Consider the following 19277-nt stretch of genomic DNA (forward strand, 5'->3'; position numbering starts at 1 on the left):
CGCTGCACTGCAACACGCTTGATAACAACAATAAAACGAAGCTTTGAGGAGGCTGCATGGCCTTTCACCCAATCGCCGCAGACGATGATGACTGCAGTGGCGTCGGCGTTGCGCGCAAGTACGCCTGGATCGTCTTTGCGCTGACGTTCGGTTTGTTGATTTCCGATTACATGTCGCGTCAGGTGTTGAACGCGGTGTTCCCGATGCTCAAGGGCGAATGGGCCCTGAGCGACGGCCAGCTCGGCCTGCTCAGTGGCATTGTCGCGCTGATGGTGGGGTTGCTGACCATTCCCCTGTCATTGCTGGCGGATCGCTTCGGCCGGGTCAAGAGCCTGGCGCTGATGGCTTTGCTGTGGAGCCTGGCGACGCTGGGCTGCGCATTGGCGCAGGACTATCAGCAGATGTTCATTGCACGGTTCATGGTCGGCGTCGGCGAAGCGGCGTACGGCAGCGTCGGCATCGCCGTGGTGATCTCGGTGTTTCCAAAACACATGCGTGCAACCCTGGCCAGTGCGTTCATGGCGGGCGGCATGTTCGGTTCGGTGTTAGGGATGGCGCTGGGCGGTGCAATCGCCGCCAAGCTTGGCTGGCGCTGGTCGTTTGCCGGCATGGCGCTGTTTGGCCTGCTGCTGGCGGTGCTTTACCCGGTCATCGTCAAGGAAGCACGCATTGCGCCGCAACGTACCGCTCAGGCGGCGAACAAGGCAGCTGCCGCGGTCAAGCGTCCGTTGCGTACGCTGTTTTCCAGCCGCTCGGTGATCGCGGCCTACATCGGCAGTGGCTTGCAACTGTTCGTCGGCGGCACCGTCATTGTGTGGATGCCCAGTTACCTCAATCGTTATTACGACATGGCCACCGACAAGGCTGGTGGCCTCGCGGCGATCATCGTGCTGTGCAGCGGTGCTGGGATGATCCTGTGCGGCATGCTCAGTGACCGTCTGTGCCGCCATTCGCCGGAGCGCAAAGTCGCTTTGGCCATCGCTTATTGCCTGGGCAGTTGCCTGCTGCTGTCAGCGGCGTTCGCTCTGCCGGCGGGGGCTGGACAATTGGTGCTGATCTGCCTGGGCATGTTGATTGCCGCCGGCACGACCGGCCCTTGCGGAGCCATGGTTGCCAACCTGACCCATTACTCGGTCCATGGCACGGCCTTCGCCACGTTGACCTTGGCCAACAATATGCTGGGGCTGGCGCCCGGGCCGTTCATCACCGGCAGGGTGTCCGACCTCATCGGCTTGCAGGCTGCTTTTCAGCTGGTGCCTCTGGTCAGCATCGCGGCGGCGGCCGTGTTCTTTTATGCCAAGTGTCATTACCACAAGGACATTGCCCGGCTTAAGGGCGAGCAAGTCCTCGATTCGATTGGCAAAGCGGCGTTAGAGGTGAAGTTGTGAGTGGTCGTTTACGTATTGATGTGTTTTTCGATTTCATCTGCCCGTGGTGCCTGATTGGCAAGCGTCAACTGGAGCGCGCGCAAGACCTGCTGCGCGTGCAGCAACCCGACGTGGAAATCACCACGGTGTGGCACGGGGTGCAATTGCTGCCGCAGCTGCCGGCACAGGGTGAACCCTTCGCCGATTTTTACCTCAAGCGTCTGGGCAGTCCTGAAGCGGTAGCGATGCGCCAGGCCCAGGTGCAGCAGGCGGCGATGGCGGTGGGCGTGCCCATCGATTTGAGCCGTATTCCCAACATGCCCAATACCGCCGACGCCCATCGCTTGCTGGAGCGGGCGAGGGCGCTGGGCAATAGCGCCCAATGCGATGTGTTGCTGGAGCGTTTGTTCGCGGCTTATTTCCAGTTTGGCGAAAATCTTGGCTGCCCGGACACCTTGCTGGTCATCGCCCGCTCGTGTGGCTTCAACGCTGCGGCGATGGCCTCCTTTCTGCAAGGTGACGGCGATCCTTACGTCGGCAACGAGGCGGGAGCGGCCAGCGGTGTACCCAGTTTTCAGTTCGACCAGCGCCTGACGGTGGTGGGCGCACAGCCTGCCGAAGCGCTGCTGGACGCGATGTGCGAAGCCTTGCTCGAAAGTGCTCGCAAGCGGCAACCGGCATGAGTCTTCGTATTCCCGTGCCTGCCGGAAAACTCCCGCAGGCGGGTGGTCGTGCGCTGTTCGAATTCGATGGCAAAAGCCTGGCGTTATTCAACGTCGAAGGTGACCTGTTCGCCATTGACGACAGTTGCCCGCATCAGGGCGCCTCGCTGTGTGGCGGGCGTCTTGAGGGGCGGGTGATTCAGTGCTGCGCCCATGGCCTGCGCTTTGATCTGCGCAGCGGTTACTTGCTCAATTCAACCCAGCTCAAAGTCGCCAACTACCCCGTCGAGATCATTGACGGCCAGGTATTCATCGTCATCGTTCCCGAGGAGTCCGTGCCATGAGCACTATCGCTCTCACCCGTATCCACAGCCGAACGCGCGAATTGGCGCCAGGTTTTGTCGTCAGTCTGATCGTGGCGGCGGCCGCGTCCTTTTTGTCCGAGCATTACGGCGCGCCGGTGATGCTGTTCGCCTTGTTGCTGGGCATGGCGCTGAACTTTCTGGCCGGTGATGGCGCCTGCAAGGCTGGCATCGAATTCACGGCACGTACGGTGTTGCGCATTGGCGTGGCGCTGCTGGGCATGCGCATCACCCTCGAACAGATTGCCGCGCTGGGCTGGAAGCCTGTGGCGCTGGTGGTGATTGTGGTGGTGGTGACGATCGGCGTCTCGGTGATTGCGGCCAAAGCGCTGGGGTTTCAACGCTTGTTCGGCATGCTTACTGGCGGGGCCACTGCGATTTGTGGTGCGTCGGCGGCGTTGGCGCTGGCGGCGGCATTGCCGAACCATCCGCAGAAAGAACGCGCAACGTTATTCACGGTGATCGGGGTGTCGGCGCTGTCGACCCTGGCGATGATCGTGTACCCGATGATTGCCAACTGGCTGTCGTTGTCGCCGCAAGTGGCGGGCGTGTTCTTGGGGGCGACCATCCACGATGTCGCGCAGGTGGTCGGCGCCGGTTACAGCATGTCGACCGAGACCGGCGATACGGCCACGGTAATCAAGCTGATGCGGGTTGCCATGCTGCTGCCCGTGATCGTCTGCGCCGCCATGATTACCCGCATGCAAGGCGCCGACCCGGCCGGCAAACGGCCGCCGCTGCTGCCATGGTTCGCCGTCGGATTTCTGATTCTGGCCTGTATCAACAGCACCGGCTGGATAGCCCCGGTGGTGCAGGGATCGGTCAATGACTTGTCGCGCTGGTGCCTGGTGGTTTCCATCAGCGCCCTGGGCATGAAAACCCAGCTCAAGGAGCTGGCGGCGGTGGGCATTAAGCCGATCCTGCTGATGGTGGGGGAGACGGTGTTCCTTGTCGTGCTGGTGCTGCTGTTGCTGCGCTGGGGTCTTTAAGCCCGTTAAAAAATACTGTCAGCCGTAATGCTATCCCGTAGGAGCTATCGAGCCTGCGAGGCTGCGATCGGCTGCGAAGCAGTCGTAAAACCAGAACCTGCGGTGCATCAGGCAAACCGCGTCAGCCGGATTCACGACTGCTTCGCAGTCGATCGCAGCCTCGCAGGCTCGACAGCTCCTACAGGGCCGGACCTCGCTCCACATTGCAGTGGGACTCCTCGGCCGGTGTCATAACACCGGTTCTTTTACGGCGACTGTGCCAGCAGTCGCCGTTTTTTTTGCCTGTTTTGCATTCGCTTCAGGGTTCGCTGGAGCCGGGCAGAGTGCTCAGGTCCGACGGTGCTTTGACGGGGTGCTTTTGCGCGCTGCGCCATGCGGCGGGCGGCATGCCGAACTGGGTGATGAACCAGCGTGTGAAGGAGCTCGCCATGGAGTAGCCAAGCATGTCGGCGATTCGGCCCAACGAATAATTCGGGTTTTCCAGGTAGCGCAACACCAGGTCGCGGCGCACGTCGTTGATCAGGTCGTTGAAGGCGCAGCCGTCGTCTTTCAGGCGACGTTGCAGGGTGCGTACGTTCATGCCCTGGGTCTGGGCGATCTGCTCGATGGTGGCGCGTCCCATCGGCAGCAGCAGGTAGATGGCTTTGCGCACCTCGAACAGCATCGAAGGACCTTCGTGGCTGAGCAGCGAGTCGAGGTAGCTCTGCGCGTAGCGTGCCATGGCCGGGTCGGCATTGGGGTTGGTCACGTCGAGGCTGGCGTCGGAGCAGACGATGCCGTTGAACTCGCTGCCGAACTCCAGCTTGCAACCGAACAGGCGCCGATGCAGTTGCAGGTTGTCGGGAGGCTGGTGCGTGAAGTTGACGCTGTAAGGGTGCCAGTGGGTGCCGAGCAGCGCGGCGCACAGGCGGAACATCACGCCGATGGCCAGTTCGGTGGCTTGCCGGCTGGGCATCGGCGATTCGGTGACCACCTCTTCGCGAATGATCACCATCTTGCCGGCCTCTTCAATGAAAATGGCCAATGAATCGTTCATCAGATGACGGTAATGCACCACGACCTGCAAGGCATCTCGCAGCGTTCGCTGGTGGCTGAGCAGCAGGCTGACCACACCGAAGTCCGAAAGCTGACGCGACTCGGCCATGCTCAGGCCGAAGCTTTGGCAGCCACTGGCGGCGGCCGAATCTTCCAGCAGGCGTACGGCGGCATCAATGGGGATGCGGTGTTCGGGCGCTTGCAGCAGCGCTTTGCTCAGGCCGACGCCGGCCAGCACATCACGTGGGTTGAACCCCAGGTATTGGGTGACCTCCAGGTAGTTGGTCAAGACAGCGGCGCGAACAAGCTTGGGCATGCGAAGGTCTTTCCTGGGCCAGTTGCGATTCGGATGAGCGTGGCGACTATATCCAGCACATCAGCAATTGAACAGTTGTGACGTTGTCGGGGGCGCTCGCCCGATTCTGTCCAGAAGCCCCTGCGTTGTTGTCGAGCAATCGACGCTCACCCATTGATTACAGTGACCCGCAGAGAAGCTGCGGGGTTTTTCGACCAATGGTCGGGGCACACCAGCATCTGCAAATCTGTCATGAAAAGAAAAGTGCCTGACGTCCAATGAAAAGCACCTCGGGTGGGGGCTCTTTAATGTCAGTCCTACAAAAAGCCCCTGGCGTATAGAGCCAGTCGAGTCATCGAGAAAGCGAAGGTGTTGAAGTGGACAAACTGCAAACTGCCGCCACCGTTCTGATCGTACCGGGTCTGCGTGAGCACGTTGCCGAGCATTGGCAAACGCTGCTTGAGGCAAGGCTCTGCAAGGTACGCAGTGTGCCGCCCGTGGAAACCGACAAGCTCGATTGCGCCAAGCGGGTCGAAGCGATCCAGCACGCGCTGGAGCAGATCGACGGGCCGGTGATCCTGGTCGCTCACAGCGCCGGTGTGCTGATGGTCGCGCACTGGGCGGCGCAGCACAGTCGGCCGATCAAGGGCGCGCTGCTGGCCACGCCTCCGGACCTCGATGCCCAATGGCCCCAAGGCTACCCATCTGCCGAAACCCTGCGTACCCAGGGTTGGAATCCTCTACCCAAAAAGCCACTGCCGTTCCGCAGTCTGGTGGCCGTCAGTACCAACGACCACCTTGCCAGCCTGGATGCCGCCACTCGCCTGGCAGAAGGCTGGGGCAGTGAACTGCTCAACCTGGGCGAGGTGGGTCATCTCAATCCGGCAGCAGGGTTTGGCCACTGGCCGCAAGCCGAAGCACTCATCCTGGAGCTGGATCGCTAGTTCAGGCGCCGGCTGGTTCCAGCCATCCGGTATTTGCCCTCACTCCTGAAAAACGCAAACCCCTGAAACAAGGGTTGCGCGAGGGCGGCTGCGCTTAAAACAAATACAAAAAGGCGGAGAGACAACGCAATGCACAACAATAAGAGTCACGGGTTCGCACCCTCGCGTTACACCTTGTTGGCCTCGGCCATTCTGGCCGCCGCCGTGCCGGTCGCGCAGGCGGTCGAACTCGACACAGGTAACCCGGACTGGACCGTGCGTTTTGATAACACCGTGAAGTACAACTACGGCGTACGCACCGAAAGCGCCGACAAGCGCATGTTGGCGACACCGAACAACAACGATGGCGACTACAACTTCCGCAAGGCCGGGACCAACATCACCAACCGTGTTGACCTGTTGACCGAAATGGATGTGGTCTACCAGAACCACATGGGCTTTCGCGTCAGCGCCGCCAGTTGGTACGACAAGGCCTACGAGAACACCGGTTCCAATTCCAACCCGTTCGTCAACGGCAATGACGCACGGTCGGGTCTGGTTGCCAACGATCCGCGCCTGGCCGGGGTCACCGGCGACAATGTCGGCAATGGCAGCCCGCACCTGAGCAACTACGCCCAGCGTTACTACACCGGTCCATCCGGCGAAATCCTCGATGCCTTCGTGTTCTACAGCACCGAAGTGGGCGAGGAGTCGCTGTTGAGCGTCAAGGCCGGTCAGCACAACGTGTTCTGGGGTGAAACCATTCTCAACCCGGTGCATTCGAACAGTTACGGCCAATCGGGCCTGGACCTGGCCAAACTGGCTGCCTCGCCCGGTACCGAAGCCAAGGAACTGTTCGTTCCGCGTAACCAGTTGTCGATGTCGTTCACCGTCAATCCCGAGTTGACCGTGGGTGCCCAGTATTTCCTCGATTGGGATGCTGCGCGCCTGCCTGAAGCCGGTACTTACTATGGCGGTTCCGATCTGGTCGGCTTCGGTGCGCAGTCATTCCTGCTGGGCAACACCAATGGCGTGGTGCCGGGCAGTCCGCTGGGTTGTGGTCTGGCGCCCTGCAACGGGCTGACCAATGTGCGTCGCGGTCACGACCTGACGCCGGACAAGCGCGGAGACTGGGGCGTGATGGCCAAGTGGTCGCCGGCCTGGCTGGATGGCACCCTCGGTGTTTACTACCGCGAAACCTCGGAAATCCTGCCGCAAGCCTGGCTGGATGCCAGAGGCCTGAGTTCGGCCAACCCCAACGGCACCCGGCCGGCAGGGCAAGTGCCTGCGGTGATCAACACGCTCAACTCGCTGAGCACCGCCACCTATCAAATGGCCTATGCCGACAACATCAAGATCGTTGGCCTGAGCCTGTCCAAGGACGTTGGCGGGGTGAGCGTCGGTTCGGACCTGAACATTCGTCACAACATGCCGTTGGCCAGTATTCCGGCGGTTGTCAGCACTAACAGTCCGCTAGGCCTGGGCGCTGGTCTTGGCCTGTTGCCGGCGCGTACGGCGGCCACCGGTGTGGTTTATGACACCCCGCAGAAGGGCGACAGCATGGCCGCCACCGGCGACACCTTGCACTGGACGCTCAACGGCCTGATGACCTTCCCGAAAACCCCGGTGTTCGATTCGGCCAGCCTGCTCGCCGAGTTGTACTACAGCAACTTGCTCAAGCTCGATAGCAAGAACGAAGCGCTCTACAAGGGCAAGGACACCTATCGCGGCATCGACCAGCCGACCCGGGACAACTGGGGCATCGCGGTCAACTTCACACCGACCTGGTATCAGGTGTTTCCCGGTGTCGACCTCAACGCACCGATGTCCATCAACGTCGGTCTCGACGGCGTGTCACCGGTGTCCGGTGGCGGTGCCAAAGACACCGGCAACTATGCCGTGGGCGTGGGTGCTGTTGTGTACAACAAATACTTCATCGACCTGAAGTACGTGGACTCCTTCGGCAAGACCGACAAGTGCGACGCCAGCGGTCTGAGCACCGGCGCGGCCAATGCCGGCAGCGGCGACGGCTCCACCCCCAATGCCTTTAGCGGCAATGAAAACTACGCGTGTTACGGCGGCGGCTACTCGGCCTTCTCCGGTGGTGGTGCCACGACTGAGGACCGTGGCGCCGTTTACCTGACGATGAAAACCACTTTTTGATGCACCACTGATTTGCTCAATGCAAGCAGGAGAATAACAAGATGAAATTCGCAAAAACCGTGTTGGCCGCTTCGCTGGCCATGGTCCTTGCCGCCCAGGCACAGGCCGCTGTTTCCACTCAGGACGCTGCCAGGTTGGGCAGCAGCCTGACCCTGGTCGGGGCCGAAAAGGCCGGGAACGCTGATGGCTCCATTCCCGCCTATGACGGTGGCTTGACCACGCCGCCGGCCAGTTTCAAATCCGGTGACAGCATGCGTCCGGATCCCTTCGTCAACGAAAAACCGTTGCTGGTAATCGACGGCAAGAACGTCGATCAGTACAAGGGCTTGCTCAGTGCAACCACGGTGGAATTGGCCAAGCGTTTCCCAAGCTTCCACGTCAATGTCTACCCGACCCACCGCACCGTTTCGCTGCCAAAAGCCATCCTCGATAACGGCGTGAAGAATGCCAGCGGCGCCAAGTCCCTCGAAGGCGGTCTGGCCATCGATAACGTGCTGCCGGGCGTGCCGTTCCCGATTCCGCAGTCGGGCAACGAGGCGATGTGGAACTTCCTGTTGCGTTACCAGGGCGTCAACATCAACTCCAAGTACGACTCCTGGAACGTCGACTCCGCTGGCGTGCCGAGCCTGGCGACCACCGGACTGGCGTTCATTTCCTATCCGATCTACGAAAACCTCGCGCAGCCGATCAGCAGCGCCGACGTGTACTACCAGATGAAGCTGTCTTACACCGGCCCTGCGCGCCGGGCCGGTGAAGCGGTGATGCTCAAGGACGCCGCCAACCCGCTGCAGCAACCGCGCCGCGCCTGGCAATACTTGCCGGGCCAGCGTCGGGTCAAGCTGGCACCGAACCTGGCTTACGATACGCCTAACCCTGGCACCGCCGGTGCCGGCACCTACGACGATGTTTTCGTGTTCAACGGTGCACTGGACCGCTACGACTGGAAGCTGGTGGGCAAGCAGGAAATGATCGTGCCCTACAACACCTACAAGCTGACCTATGCCCAAGACCCCAAATCGTTGACCACCGCCAATCACCTGGCACCGGATTACGTGCGCTGGGAAAAACACCGGGTCTGGGTGGTGGAGGGCAACCTCAAGTCTGGCGCCCGGCACATCTATCAGAAGCGTCGCTTCTACCTCGATGAAGACAGCTGGACCGCTCTGGCCTCTGACCAATATGACGCCCGTGGTCAGCTGTACCGTGGCTCCTTCGCGTTCCTCAGCCAGAGCTACGACAAGCAGATCCCGGACTCCACGCCTTTCATGATCTATGACCTGGTGGGTGGCTCCTACAACATCAACGGTGTGGTCGGCCCTTACGGCGGCATCAAGTACATCGATCCGCTTTCCAAGGCGCAGTGGTCGCCTGAGTCCCTGGCCGGTAACGGGATTCGCTAAGCAAACCGTGACAAAGCGTCCGTGCAGTCCACTGCCTGACAGGCAGGGGACCGCACGACGGTCGGTGCATGCCGATCGTTTCGGGCGCCAGGTTGGAACGTCAGGCACACGGACGTGTGTCCCGACGCGGTTTTCCGAAGAGGACGCGGTATGTGTTCGTACAAAAATTATCTGCAGTTGGCGCTCGGCGCCTTGCTTGCAACGTTGCAGGGCCTGAGCCAGGCGTCCGCTTATGTCGACGTGCTGGATCTGCCGGCCAGGGTTAGCGCCTTGGCCGTCAACAGCCCGCTATCTGGCATGGCCCGTGCCGGCGAGCGTCTGGTTGCCGTCGGGCAGCGTGGCCACATTCTGTATTCCGATGATGCCGGTAAACACTGGCATCAGGCAGCGGTGCCGGTCAGTGCCGACCTCAATGCCGTGAGTTTTCCTTCCGCCACCCAAGGCTGGGCGGTGGGCGGCGACGGCGTGGTGTTGCACAGCCGTGACGCGGGTGCGACCTGGCGCAAGCAACTGGACGGCCGCGAGATCGGGGCCTTGCTGGTCAAGCATTACGGCGCGTTGGCCAGTGCAGAACCGGGCAACGAACAATGGCCACTGCTTGTCGCCGAAGGTGAGCGCCTGATGGCGCAGGGCGCCGACAAACCGTTGCTCGATGTCTGGTTCGCCAACGAGCGCCTCGGTTATGTGGTCGGGGTGTTCAACCTGATCTTGCGCACCGAGGACGGCGGCCAGAGCTGGACACCGTTCCAGGACCGCACCGACAACCCGCAGGGCTTTCACCTCAACGCCATCGCCTCCACTGGCGATGCGCTGTACATCGCTGGAGAGCAGGGGCTGCTGCTCAAGTGGGATGACACCCAACAGCGCTTCGCCGCCGTGCAGACACCCTATCAAGGCAGTTTTTTCGGTGTGCTCGGCAAGCCCGGGGAAGTGCTCGTCTATGGCTTGCGCGGCAATGTGCTGCGCAGCACCGATGGCGGTCTCAGCTGGACTCCGCTGGACACTGGCCTGCGCGTCAGCATCACCGCGGGCCTGGTCGATGGCCGTGGCAACTACCGCTTGTTCACCCAGGGCGGGCAGATGCTGGTCAGCCAGGGCACAGACGCGCAATTGCATCTGGTTCAGCAACAGGCACCGACACCGGTGACCGGCGCCACTCAGTCCGCCGACGGTGCGCTGGTGGTGGTTGGCAGCCGTGGTGCACGGACGCTGTCCGTTGATAAGCCCTCGAACCCTTAGAGCGAGAACCCAGACATGGGCAATATCAAACAAGAAACCATGCCGGTGATCCGCGATCTGCGGGATTTCGACCGCCATTCCGGCAACCTGCTGGAGCGGTTGGTGTTCAACTACCGTCCGTTGTTCATGCTGCTGATGGCGCTGGCCACCGTGGTGTTGGGCTACATGGCCGCAACGCGCCTGGAGCTGCGCCCCAGCTTCGAAAAGATGATTCCGCAGAGCCAGCCATACATTCAGAATTTCCTGGAAAACCGCCAGTCGCTGCGCGGTCTGGGCAACTCGGTACGGGTGGTGGTGGAGAACACCCAGGGCGATATTTTCGATCCCGCTTATCTTGACGTGCTCAAACAGGTCAACGATCAGTTGTTCGTCACCGAAGGCGTCGACCGTGCCTGGATGAAGTCGTTGTGGAGCCCGGCGGTGCGCTGGACCGAAGTCACCGAGGAAGGTTTCCAGGGTGGCCCGGTGATGCCCGATACCTACCAGGGCAAGCCGGAAGAAATAGAACAGCTGCGCCAGAACATTTCCCGCGCCGGTATCGTCGGCAGTCTGGTGGCCAGCGACTACAAATCGAGCATGCTCATCGTGCCGCTGCTGGACAAGGCCACGGCCAGCGGTCAGCGCATCGACTATCACGCCTTTTCGCAGATGCTTGAAGAGCAGTTGCGCGACAAGATCGAATTCGCCGGTGACAGCGCTGCGCGCAAGGCCGGGGAGGAGGGCAAGGGCCAGTACAAAGTCCGGGTGATCGGTTTCGCCAAACTGATGGGCGACCTGATCGATGGCCTGATCCAGGTGATGATGTTCTTCGGCCTGGCCGTCGTCACTTCGCTGATCATCATTTACGCCTACACCCGATGCGTGCGCAGCACCTTGCTGGTGGTCGGCTGCTCGCTGATCGCGGTGGTCTGGCAACTGGGCATCGTCGCCTGGCTGGGCTATGCCATCGACCCCTACTCGGTGCTGGTGCCGTTCCTGATCTTCGCCATTGGTGTGTCTCACGCGGCGCAGAAAATGAACGGCATCATGCAAGACATCGCCCGTGGCACCCACAGACTCATCGCCGCACGCTACACCTTCCGCCGTTTGTTCATTGCCGGCGTCACCGCGTTGCTGGCCGATGCTGTCGGGTTCGCGGTGCTGATGCTGATCGATATTCCGGTGATCCGGGACCTGGCGATCACCGCCAGCATCGGTGTGGCGGTGCTGATTTTCACCTCGCTGTTGCTGATGCCGGTGGCGCTGTCTTATGTCGGCGTTGGCACCAAGGCGGCCGAGCGTGCGCTGAAAATCGACACCCGTGCAGACGGGCACAAAGGCTTCGGCAAACTGTGGGACTTGCTCGACCGTTTCACCACGCGTAAGTGGGCCACGGGTGCGGTATTGGTCGCGGTGCTGATGGGCATCGGCGGCTTCATGGTCAGCTTGCAGTTGAAGATCGGCGACCTGGAAAGTGGCGCACCGGAGTTGCGTGCCGACTCTCGCTACAACCGTGACAACGCCTACATCACCAGCCATTACGCGCTGTCCAGCGACCTGTTCGCGGTGATGATCAAGACCGCGCCGGAAGGCTGCTTGAACTATAAGACGCTGGTCCTCGCCGACCGTCTGGCCTGGGAGCTGCAGCAGTCTGCGGGCGTACAGGCCACGGCGTCGTTGGTCAACGCGGTGCGCCAAATCACCGCCGGCACTTATGAAGGCAACCCCAAGCTCAACAGCATCCAGCGCAATCAGGACGTGCTGAACTACGCCGCGCAGCAAGCCTCGGTCAACTCCCCGGAGTTGTTCAACACCGACTGTTCGCTGATGCCGGTGATCACTTTCCTCAAGGACCACAAAGCCGAGACCCTGGATGCCGTGGTGGGCATCGCCGAAAAGTTCGCCCGGGAGAACAACAGCGCAGATCGCCAGTTCCTGCTGGCGGCCGGGTCGGCCGGGATTGAAGCGGCGACCAACATTGTGGTGCGCGAGGCCAATCGCACCATGCTGCTTTACGTCTATGCGGCGGTGACGCTGTTCTGCCTGATCACCTTCCGCAGCTGGCGCGCGACCCTGGTCGCCCTGTTGCCACTGGTCCTGACCTCGATCCTTTGCGAGGCGTTGATGGTGGCCATGGGCATTGGCGTGAAAGTCGCGACCCTGCCGGTGATCGCATTGGGCGTGGGCATCGGCGTGGACTACGCGTTGTACCTGCTCAGCGTGCAGTTGCATTACCAGCGTCAGGGCCTGCCGCTGAGTCAGGCTTACCGCAACGCCGTGTCGTTTACCGGTCGGGTGGTAGGCCTGGTGGGCATCACCTTGGCGGCCGGCGTGGTGTGCTGGGTCTGGTCGCCGATCAAGTTCCAGGCCGACATGGGCATCCTGCTGACCTTCATGTTCCTGTGGAACATGCTCGGCGCGCTGGTGCTGATTCCTGCCCTGTCGTACTTCCTGCTGCGTCACCCCGTTCCGCAAGCCAAAGTGGCGCAAGCCACTGAAACCGACACCTCTCAACGCCAGGGTATGCCCCATGCCCTGACCACTTCCGAGTAAGCCAACCATGTCTGATTACAAAGCTCCTTTGCGCGATATGCGCTTCGTACTCAACGAAGTCTTCCAGGTGTCCCGGCTATGGGCCCAATTGCCTGGCCTGGCCGAGGTGATCGATGAAGAAACGGCCGCCGCGATCCTTGAAGAGGCCGGCAAAATCAGTGGCGAAGTTATCGCACCGCTGAACCGCAGCAGCGACGAGCAGGGCTGCACCTGGAGCAACGGCGCGGTCCAGGCGCCGGACGGTTTTGTCGCGGCCTATCAGGCCTTTGCCGAAGGCGGTTGGGTGGGTGTTGGTGGCGATCCGCAATTCGGTGGCATGGGCATGCCCAAGGCGATTTCGGCTCAGGTCGAGGAGATGGTCAACTCGGCGAGTCTGTCGTTCGGCCTGTACCCGATGCTGACCGCCGGTGCGTGCCTGTCGATCAATGCCCACGCCAGTCAGGAGCTCAAGGAACGCTATCTGCCGAACATGTACGCAGGCACCTGGACCGGTTCAATGTGCCTGACCGAGGCGCATGCCGGCACGGACCTGGGCCTGATTCGCACCCGCGCCGAACCTCAGGCCGACGGCAGTTTCAAGATCAGCGGCAGCAAGATTTTCATCACCGGCGGCGAGCACGACCTGACCGAAAACATCATTCATCTGGTGCTGGCGCGGTTGCCGGATGCACCGGCCGGTCCCAAGGGAATTTCGCTGTTTCTGGTGCCCAAGGTGCTGGTCAATGACGATGGCTCGCTGGGTGAGCGCAACTCGCTGTCCTGCGGTTCCATCGAGCACAAGATGGGCATCAAGGCCTCCGCCACCTGTGTGATGAACTTTGACGAGGCGACCGGCTGGATCGTCGATGCGCCGAACAAAGGCCTGGCGGCCATGTTCACCATGATGAACTACGAACGTTTGGGCGTGGGGATCCAGGGTCTGGCGTTGGGTGAGCGTTCGTACCAGAACGCCGTCGAATACGCCCGTGACCGCCTGCAAAGCCGTTCGCCGACAGGCGCGCAGAACAAGGACAAGGCCGCCGACCCGATCATCGTGCACCCGGATGTACGACGCATGCTGTTGACCATGAAAGCCTTGAACGAAGGCGGGCGCGCGTTCTCCAGCTACGTGGCCCTGCAACTGGACACCGCCAAGTACAGCGATGACGTGGCAACCCGCACCCGCGCCCAAGAGCTGGTGTCGCTGCTGACCCCGGTGGCCAAGGCGTTCCTCACCGACATGGGCCTGGAAACCACCGTGCATGGCCAGCAGATCTTCGGCGGCCACGGCTACATTCGCGAGTGGGGCCAGGAGCAACTGGTTCGCGATGTGCGCATCACGCAGATCTACGAAGGCACCAACGGCATCCAGTCACTGGATTTGGCCGGGCGCAAAATAGTCGGAAGCGGCGGGGCGCTGTACCGGCTGTTCGCTTCGGAAATCCGCAACTTTACCGCCAAAGCCTGCGCTGACCTCGGTGAGTTCACCAAACCGTTGAACGCCGCCGTCGACACCCTCGACGAACTGACCGCATGGCTGCTGGACCGAGCCCAGGGCAACCCGAATGAAATCGGCGCGGCGTCGGTCGAGTACCTGCACGTGTTCGGCTACACCGCGTACGCCTACATGTGGACGCGAATGGCCAAGGCTGCCATGAGCACGCATTCCAAAGATGATTTCTACGCCAGCAAACTGGCCACCGCGCGCTTCTACTTCGCTCGTCTGCTGCCACGCATCCACTCGTTGAGCGCGTCGGCCAAGGCTGGCAGCGAATGCCTTTATCAATTGGATGCAGAGCAGTTCTGAGCCCACGTAAAAAGGACCGGGAACCACAACCATGATGGCGACAAAAATAATTCCGCCCGCCGACGGCGCCTATGCCTATCCCTTGCTGATCAAGCAATTGTTGCTGTCCGGCGTGCGCTACGAACCGGGACGGGAAATCGTCTACGCCGACAAACTGCGCTACAGCTACCAGACCCTCAACCAGCGGATCCGCAGGCTGGCCAACGCCTTGACCGCTGCCGGCGTCAAGGCCGGTGATACCGTGGCCTTGCTCGACTGGGACAGCCATCGCTACCTGGAATGCTTTTTTGCCGTACCGATGATCGGTGCGGTACTGCATACCGTGAACATTCGTCTTTCGCCGGATCAGATGCTCTTCACCATGAACCATGCCGAGGACGACCTGGTGCTGGTGCATGATGATTTCCTGCCGCTGGTTGAACAGATTCAGGGCCGGCTTGAAACCGTCAAAGGTTACCTGCAGCTCACGGACGACACGGCAACCGACACGTCGTTACCGGTGCTGGGGGAGTATGAAAACCTGTTGTCCAGGGCCGCAGACCAGTACGACTTTCCCGACTTCGATGAAAACTCGGTGGCGACCCTTTTCTACACCACGGGCACCACTGGCGACCCTAAAGGCGTGTATTTCACCCACCGCCAATTGGTCTTGCACACCTTGAATGCCGTGGGCACGTTGGGCGTCTATCAAGGCCTGCCGTTGCTGCGTTCCGATGATGTGTACATGCCGATTACCCCGATGTTTCACGTGCATGCCTGGGGTGTGCCTTATGTCGCCACCCTGATGGGGCTCAAGCAGGTGTACCCCGGCCGCTACGAACCCAACAGCCTGGTCAGGCTGTATCGAGAGGAGAAGGTCACTTTTTCCCACTGCGTGCCGACCATTCTGCAAATGATCCTGAGCTGTGAAGAAGCAGACCAGACCCGTTTCGATGGCTGGAAAATGCTTCTGGGTGGCAGCGCACTGACGCTGGGAATTGCCAGCGAAGCGAGTGCCAAAGGTATTCAGGTACACAGCGGTTACGGCATGTCGGAAACCTGCCCATTGCTGTGCCTGACCTACCTGCGTGATGAAGACCTCGAACAATCCACGCAAGCCCAACTGGCCACCCGCATCAAGACTGGCACGCCGGTGCCGATGGTCGACCTGAAAATCATCGACGCCAATGGCAATGACGTTGCCCACGATGGCGAGTCTCTGGGCGAGATCGTGGTGCGCGCCCCCTGGCTGACCCAAGGCTATTTGAAGGAGCCCGAAAAGGGCGCCGAGCTATGGCACAACGGCTGGATGCACACCGGCGATCTGGCCTCCATCGACGCCTTGGGAGGGGTGGAAATCAAAGATCGAATCAAGGATGTCATCAAGACGGGCGGGGAGTGGATCAGCTCCCTGGAACTGGAAAGCCTGATCAGCGAACACGCGGCGGTGATGTCGGTCGCGGTCGTGGGCATTGCCGATGAGCAATGGGGCGAACGGCCGATGGCGCTGGTGGTGTGCGAGCCAGGGCAATATCTCGACCGCAAGATCCTGGAGGTGCATCTGCAAGGGTTTGTCGAGCGTGGGCGCATCAACAAATGGGCGATCCCCAAGCAGTTCAAGTTCGTCGCCGAGATTCCTAAAACCAGTGTCGGGAAGATTGATAAGAAGCTGATCCGGCAAAGTGAATTGGGGTGAAAGACGCGGTGCCCCTGTGCCAATTTCGTCATCCCTCGCGCCCAATCCCATCAAGCCACATCTCTGTGGATAGACCACCCTGACCGGTCTGTCCAAGGAGATGAGCATGATCCGACTGACCCTGATCGAAGCCCGCGAGTTGGCCGAATCGATCCTGTTGCACAACGGTTTTAATCTGGCCCACGCGCAAGCGGTGGCGGCGACGGTGATCGCCGGCGAGCGCGATGGCTGTGCCTCCCACGGTTTGTACCGGATTCTGGGCTGCGTGAATTCCCTGCGGGCCGACAAGGTGTCGGCCGATGCCGAGCCGCAGGTGATCGACCAGGCGCCGTCGATTGTGCGTGTGGATGCCGGGGGTGGTTTTTCGCAGTTGGCGTTTCAGGCGGGGCTTGGGTTGCTGGCGGAGAAAACCCGGGCCAACGGGATTGCGGCGTTGGCGATCAATCGCTGTGTGCATTTCTCGGCGCTGTGGGTGGAGATCGAGCAGTTGACCGCTGCCGGGTTGGTGGCGTTGGCCTGTAATCCGAGCCATGCCTGGGTGGCACCGGCCGGGGGACGTGTGCCGGTGTTTGGCACCAATCCCATTGCCTTTGGCTGGCCCCGTGCGGGGCAGGATCCGTTTGTGTTCGACTTCGCCACCAGTGCGATTGCCCGTGGTGATATCGAGTTGCATCGGCGTGCCGGCAAGGCGATTCCCGAGGGGTGGGGCGTGGACGCTGAGGGCCGGTCGAGCACCGATGCCAACGTCGTGCTCGACAGCGGCGCGATGCTGACGTTCGGTGGGCACAAGGGCTCGGCGCTGGCGGCCATGGTGGAGTTGATCGCCGGGCCTTTGATCGGTGATCTGACCAGTGCCGAATCGCTGGCCTATGACGCGGGCAGCAAGTCATCGCCCTACCATGGCGAGTTGATCATCGCGCTGGACCCGCGACGTTTTCTGGGTGCGGCCACCGAGGAACATTTGGCCCGGGCCGAAGTGTTGTTTCAGGGCATTGAAGGGCAGGGCGCGCGCTTGCCGTCGCAACGGCGTTATGCGGCGCGGGCGCGCAGTATGGTGGAGGGAGTACAGATTCCCGAGACGCTGTACAACGACCTGAACGCATTGCTGGCTTGAATGCGATGAAAATCCTGTAGGAGCGAGGCTTGCCCGCGAAGGCGGTGTATCAGACGACATCAATGGTGAATGTCGAGACGCCTTCGCGGGCAAGCCTCGCTCCTACGGGAGGTCATGTTTTTACAGCGGTTCGCGGTGGCTGTTGCCATCGACCAGACGCGTAATGCCCAACGGGTTGGCGTTTTTCAGGGCGTCGGGCAGCAGGGCGTCCGGGCAGTTCTGGTAGCACACCGGGCGCAGGAAGCGCTCGATGGCCAGGCTGCCGACCGAGGTGCCACGGGCATCGGAGGTCGCCGGATAAGGCCCGCCATGCACCATGGCATCGCAGACTTCGACGCCGGTGGGGTAGCCGTTGAACAGCACCCGGCCGACCTTTTGTTCCAGCAGTACCAGCAGATCGGCGTGTTCCTTCAGGTCCTGTGCTTCGCCAATCAACGTGGCGGTGAGTTGACCGTGCAAACTGTTCAGCGCTTGTCGCAACTCGGCCTTGTCGGCCACTTCGACGACGAGGGTGGTCGGGCCGAACACTTCTTCCTGCAACAGCGGATCACCCTTGAACAGCAGACTGACGTCGGCCTTGAACAGTTGCGGCCGCGCTTGATTGCCGTGCTGATTCTGGCCCGCCAGGCGGGTTATTCCTGGATGGTCGAGCAAGGCCTGCACGCCTTTTTCGTAGCTGCCGAGGGTGCCGGCGTTGAGCATGGTTTGCGCCGGTTGTTCGGCCATCAAGGCACTGAGCCGCGCGATGAAAGCGCTGAAGTGAGGGGAGCGCATACCGATCACCAACCCCGGATTGGTACAGAACTGACCGCACCCCTGGACCACCGACGCCACCAGTTCACCGGCGATTTTCTCGCCACGCGCGAGCAGGGCTTCCGGCAATACCAGCACCGGGTTGATGCTGCTCATTTCGGCGAACACCGGGATCGGTTGCGGCCGTGCGGCGGCCATGTCACAGAGAGAGCGACCACCTTTTAGCGAGCCGGTGAAACCGACGGCCTGGATTGCCGGATGCTTGACCAGCGCTTCACCGACACCCGCGCCGTAGATCATGTTGAACACACCTGTGGGCATGTCGGTTTGCTCGGCGGCGCGGATGATTGCATCGGCCACGCGTTCGGCGGTTGCCATGTGTCCGCTGTGGGCCTTGAACACCACCGGGCACCCGGCGGCCAGGGCGGCAGCGGTGTCACCGCCGGCAGTGGAAAAGGCCAGCGGGAAATTACTGGCGCCGAATACGGCCACCGGGCCGACGCCGATCCGGTATTGGCGCAGGTCGACCCGTGGCAGTGGCAGACGTTCGGGCAAGGCGCGGTCGATGCGCGCACCATAGAAATCGCCCCGGCGCAGAACCTGAGCGAACAGGCGCATTTGGTTGCTGGTACGACTGCGTTCGCCTTGAATGCGCCCGGTCGGCAGCGCGGTTTCGCGGGTGACCAGAGCGACGAATTCATCATCCAGCGCATCCAGTTGCGTGGCGATCGCTTCAAGAAATTCTGCACGGCGAGTTGCCGGTAGATTGCGCAAGGCCGGGTAAGCGGCAGCAGCGGCCTGGGCGGCGGCGTCCACTTCTTCCACGGTGGCTTGCATGAAAGAGAAGGGCAGCGCTTCGCCGGTGCTGGCGTCGTGGCTGTGCAGAGTGATGCTGCCGGCGGCGCTGCGGGCACCGCCGATGTAGTTGTGGCCGATGATCTCGGGCATGGAAAACTCCTATCAAAAAAGTGATCGGGACCTG

At 61.4% G+C, this 19277-nt stretch carries 14 protein-coding genes; 12 read left to right on the top strand and 2 right to left on the bottom strand.

Features of this window, described 5'->3' with window-relative positions; genetic code table 11:
- Positions 1-56 precede the first annotated feature (56 nt).
- The 4 genes from ACIPLA_RS13290 to ACIPLA_RS13305 are packed head-to-tail and all read left to right on the top strand — an operon-like array spanning position 57 to position 3380.
- The gene (locus ACIPLA_RS13290) at positions 57-1388 is read left to right on the top strand and encodes an MFS transporter (protein ID WP_123497781.1); all 1332 of its coding nucleotides are present in this window, start codon (positions 57-59) and stop codon (positions 1386-1388) included.
- A complete protein-coding gene (locus tag ACIPLA_RS13295) occupies positions 1385-2050 on the top strand; it encodes a DsbA family oxidoreductase (protein ID WP_401173462.1) in 666 nt (221 codons plus the stop codon). The genes ACIPLA_RS13290 and ACIPLA_RS13295 overlap by 4 nt, the downstream gene beginning before the upstream one ends.
- Positions 2047-2373 carry a Rieske 2Fe-2S domain-containing protein gene (locus tag ACIPLA_RS13300; RefSeq protein WP_008072378.1) on the top strand — a complete coding sequence of 109 codons (327 nt, stop codon included), beginning with the start codon at positions 2047-2049 and terminating at the stop codon, positions 2371-2373. Before ACIPLA_RS13295 ends, ACIPLA_RS13300 begins: the two co-directional genes overlap by 4 nt.
- Positions 2370-3380 (top strand): YeiH family protein, encoded by a 1011-nt coding sequence (locus ACIPLA_RS13305; protein WP_008072377.1) that lies wholly within the window; start codon positions 2370-2372, stop codon positions 3378-3380. Before ACIPLA_RS13300 ends, ACIPLA_RS13305 begins: the two co-directional genes overlap by 4 nt.
- A 298-nt stretch (positions 3381-3678) precedes the next feature.
- Here ACIPLA_RS13305 and ACIPLA_RS13310 read toward each other — a convergent pair whose 3' ends face one another.
- Positions 3679-4731: an AraC family transcriptional regulator gene (locus ACIPLA_RS13310; RefSeq protein WP_123497773.1), complete on the bottom strand. Its 1053-nt coding sequence runs from the start codon at positions 4729-4731 to the stop codon at positions 3679-3681.
- 356 nt (positions 4732-5087) lie between these two features.
- On the opposite strand from ACIPLA_RS13310, the gene ACIPLA_RS13315 reads away from it, so the two are divergent.
- The 8 genes from ACIPLA_RS13315 to ACIPLA_RS13350 all read left to right on the top strand — a co-directional run bounded on the left by ACIPLA_RS13315 (position 5088) and on the right by ACIPLA_RS13350 (position 17542).
- Positions 5088-5654: an RBBP9/YdeN family alpha/beta hydrolase gene (locus tag ACIPLA_RS13315; protein ID WP_401173465.1), complete on the top strand. Its 567-nt coding sequence runs from the start codon at positions 5088-5090 to the stop codon at positions 5652-5654.
- Positions 5655-5783: 129 nt separating this feature from the next.
- A complete protein-coding gene (locus ACIPLA_RS13320; protein ID WP_401173467.1) occupies positions 5784-7796 on the top strand; it encodes a DUF1302 domain-containing protein in 2013 nt (670 codons plus the stop codon).
- A 41-nt stretch (positions 7797-7837) separates the two neighbouring features.
- Positions 7838-9196, top strand: a complete 1359-nt coding sequence (locus ACIPLA_RS13325; RefSeq protein ID WP_123497769.1) for a DUF1329 domain-containing protein — start codon at positions 7838-7840, stop codon at positions 9194-9196.
- Positions 9197-9346: 150 nt separating this feature from the next.
- Positions 9347-10435, top strand: a complete 1089-nt coding sequence (locus ACIPLA_RS13330) for a WD40/YVTN/BNR-like repeat-containing protein (RefSeq protein ID WP_401173469.1) — start codon at positions 9347-9349, stop codon at positions 10433-10435.
- Positions 10436-10450: 15 nt separating this feature from the next.
- Entirely contained in the window at positions 10451-12967 is a 2517-nt protein-coding gene (locus tag ACIPLA_RS13335) for an RND family transporter (RefSeq protein ID WP_401173471.1), read from the top strand.
- A gap of 7 nt (positions 12968-12974) precedes the next feature.
- Entirely contained in the window at positions 12975-14753 is a 1779-nt protein-coding gene (locus tag ACIPLA_RS13340) for an acyl-CoA dehydrogenase C-terminal domain-containing protein (protein ID WP_401173473.1), read from the top strand.
- 31 nt (positions 14754-14784) lie between these two features.
- Complete coding sequence (locus ACIPLA_RS13345; RefSeq protein ID WP_401173475.1) at positions 14785-16428, top strand: fatty acid--CoA ligase; 1644 nt, start codon at positions 14785-14787, stop codon at positions 16426-16428.
- A 106-nt stretch (positions 16429-16534) separates the two neighbouring features.
- Positions 16535-17542: an Ldh family oxidoreductase gene (locus ACIPLA_RS13350; RefSeq protein WP_401173477.1), complete on the top strand. Its 1008-nt coding sequence runs from the start codon at positions 16535-16537 to the stop codon at positions 17540-17542.
- 120 nt (positions 17543-17662) lie between these two features.
- On the opposite strand, the gene ACIPLA_RS13355 is transcribed toward ACIPLA_RS13350, so the two are convergent.
- Positions 17663-19243, bottom strand: coding sequence for an aldehyde dehydrogenase (NADP(+)) (locus ACIPLA_RS13355; protein ID WP_401173479.1), 1581 nt, complete (start codon positions 19241-19243; stop codon positions 17663-17665).
- Between the last annotated feature and the right edge of the window lie 34 nt (positions 19244-19277).

It is taken from the genome of Pseudomonas sp. NPDC086112, from assembly GCF_044746425.1.
Taxonomy (GTDB): Bacteria; Pseudomonadota; Gammaproteobacteria; order Pseudomonadales; family Pseudomonadaceae; genus Aquipseudomonas.

Coding starts and splice junctions, on each gene's coding strand:
- ACIPLA_RS13290 (WP_123497781.1), top strand. CDS start 57: ATGGCCTTTCACCCAATCGCCGCAGACGATGATGACTGCAGTGGCGTC.
- ACIPLA_RS13300 (WP_008072378.1), top strand. CDS start 2,047: ATGAGTCTTCGTATTCCCGTGCCTGCCGGAAAACTCCCGCAGGCGGGT.
- ACIPLA_RS13305 (WP_008072377.1), top strand. CDS start 2,370: ATGAGCACTATCGCTCTCACCCGTATCCACAGCCGAACGCGCGAATTG.
- ACIPLA_RS13310 (WP_123497773.1), bottom strand. CDS start 4,731: ATGCCCAAGCTTGTTCGCGCCGCTGTCTTGACCAACTACCTGGAGGTC.
- ACIPLA_RS13320 (WP_401173467.1), top strand. CDS start 5,784: ATGCACAACAATAAGAGTCACGGGTTCGCACCCTCGCGTTACACCTTG.
- ACIPLA_RS13325 (WP_123497769.1), top strand. CDS start 7,838: ATGAAATTCGCAAAAACCGTGTTGGCCGCTTCGCTGGCCATGGTCCTT.
- ACIPLA_RS13330 (WP_401173469.1), top strand. CDS start 9,347: ATGTGTTCGTACAAAAATTATCTGCAGTTGGCGCTCGGCGCCTTGCTT.
- ACIPLA_RS13335 (WP_401173471.1), top strand. CDS start 10,451: ATGGGCAATATCAAACAAGAAACCATGCCGGTGATCCGCGATCTGCGG.
- ACIPLA_RS13340 (WP_401173473.1), top strand. CDS start 12,975: ATGTCTGATTACAAAGCTCCTTTGCGCGATATGCGCTTCGTACTCAAC.
- ACIPLA_RS13345 (WP_401173475.1), top strand. CDS start 14,785: ATGATGGCGACAAAAATAATTCCGCCCGCCGACGGCGCCTATGCCTAT.
- ACIPLA_RS13350 (WP_401173477.1), top strand. CDS start 16,535: ATGATCCGACTGACCCTGATCGAAGCCCGCGAGTTGGCCGAATCGATC.
- ACIPLA_RS13355 (WP_401173479.1), bottom strand. CDS start 19,243: ATGCCCGAGATCATCGGCCACAACTACATCGGCGGTGCCCGCAGCGCC.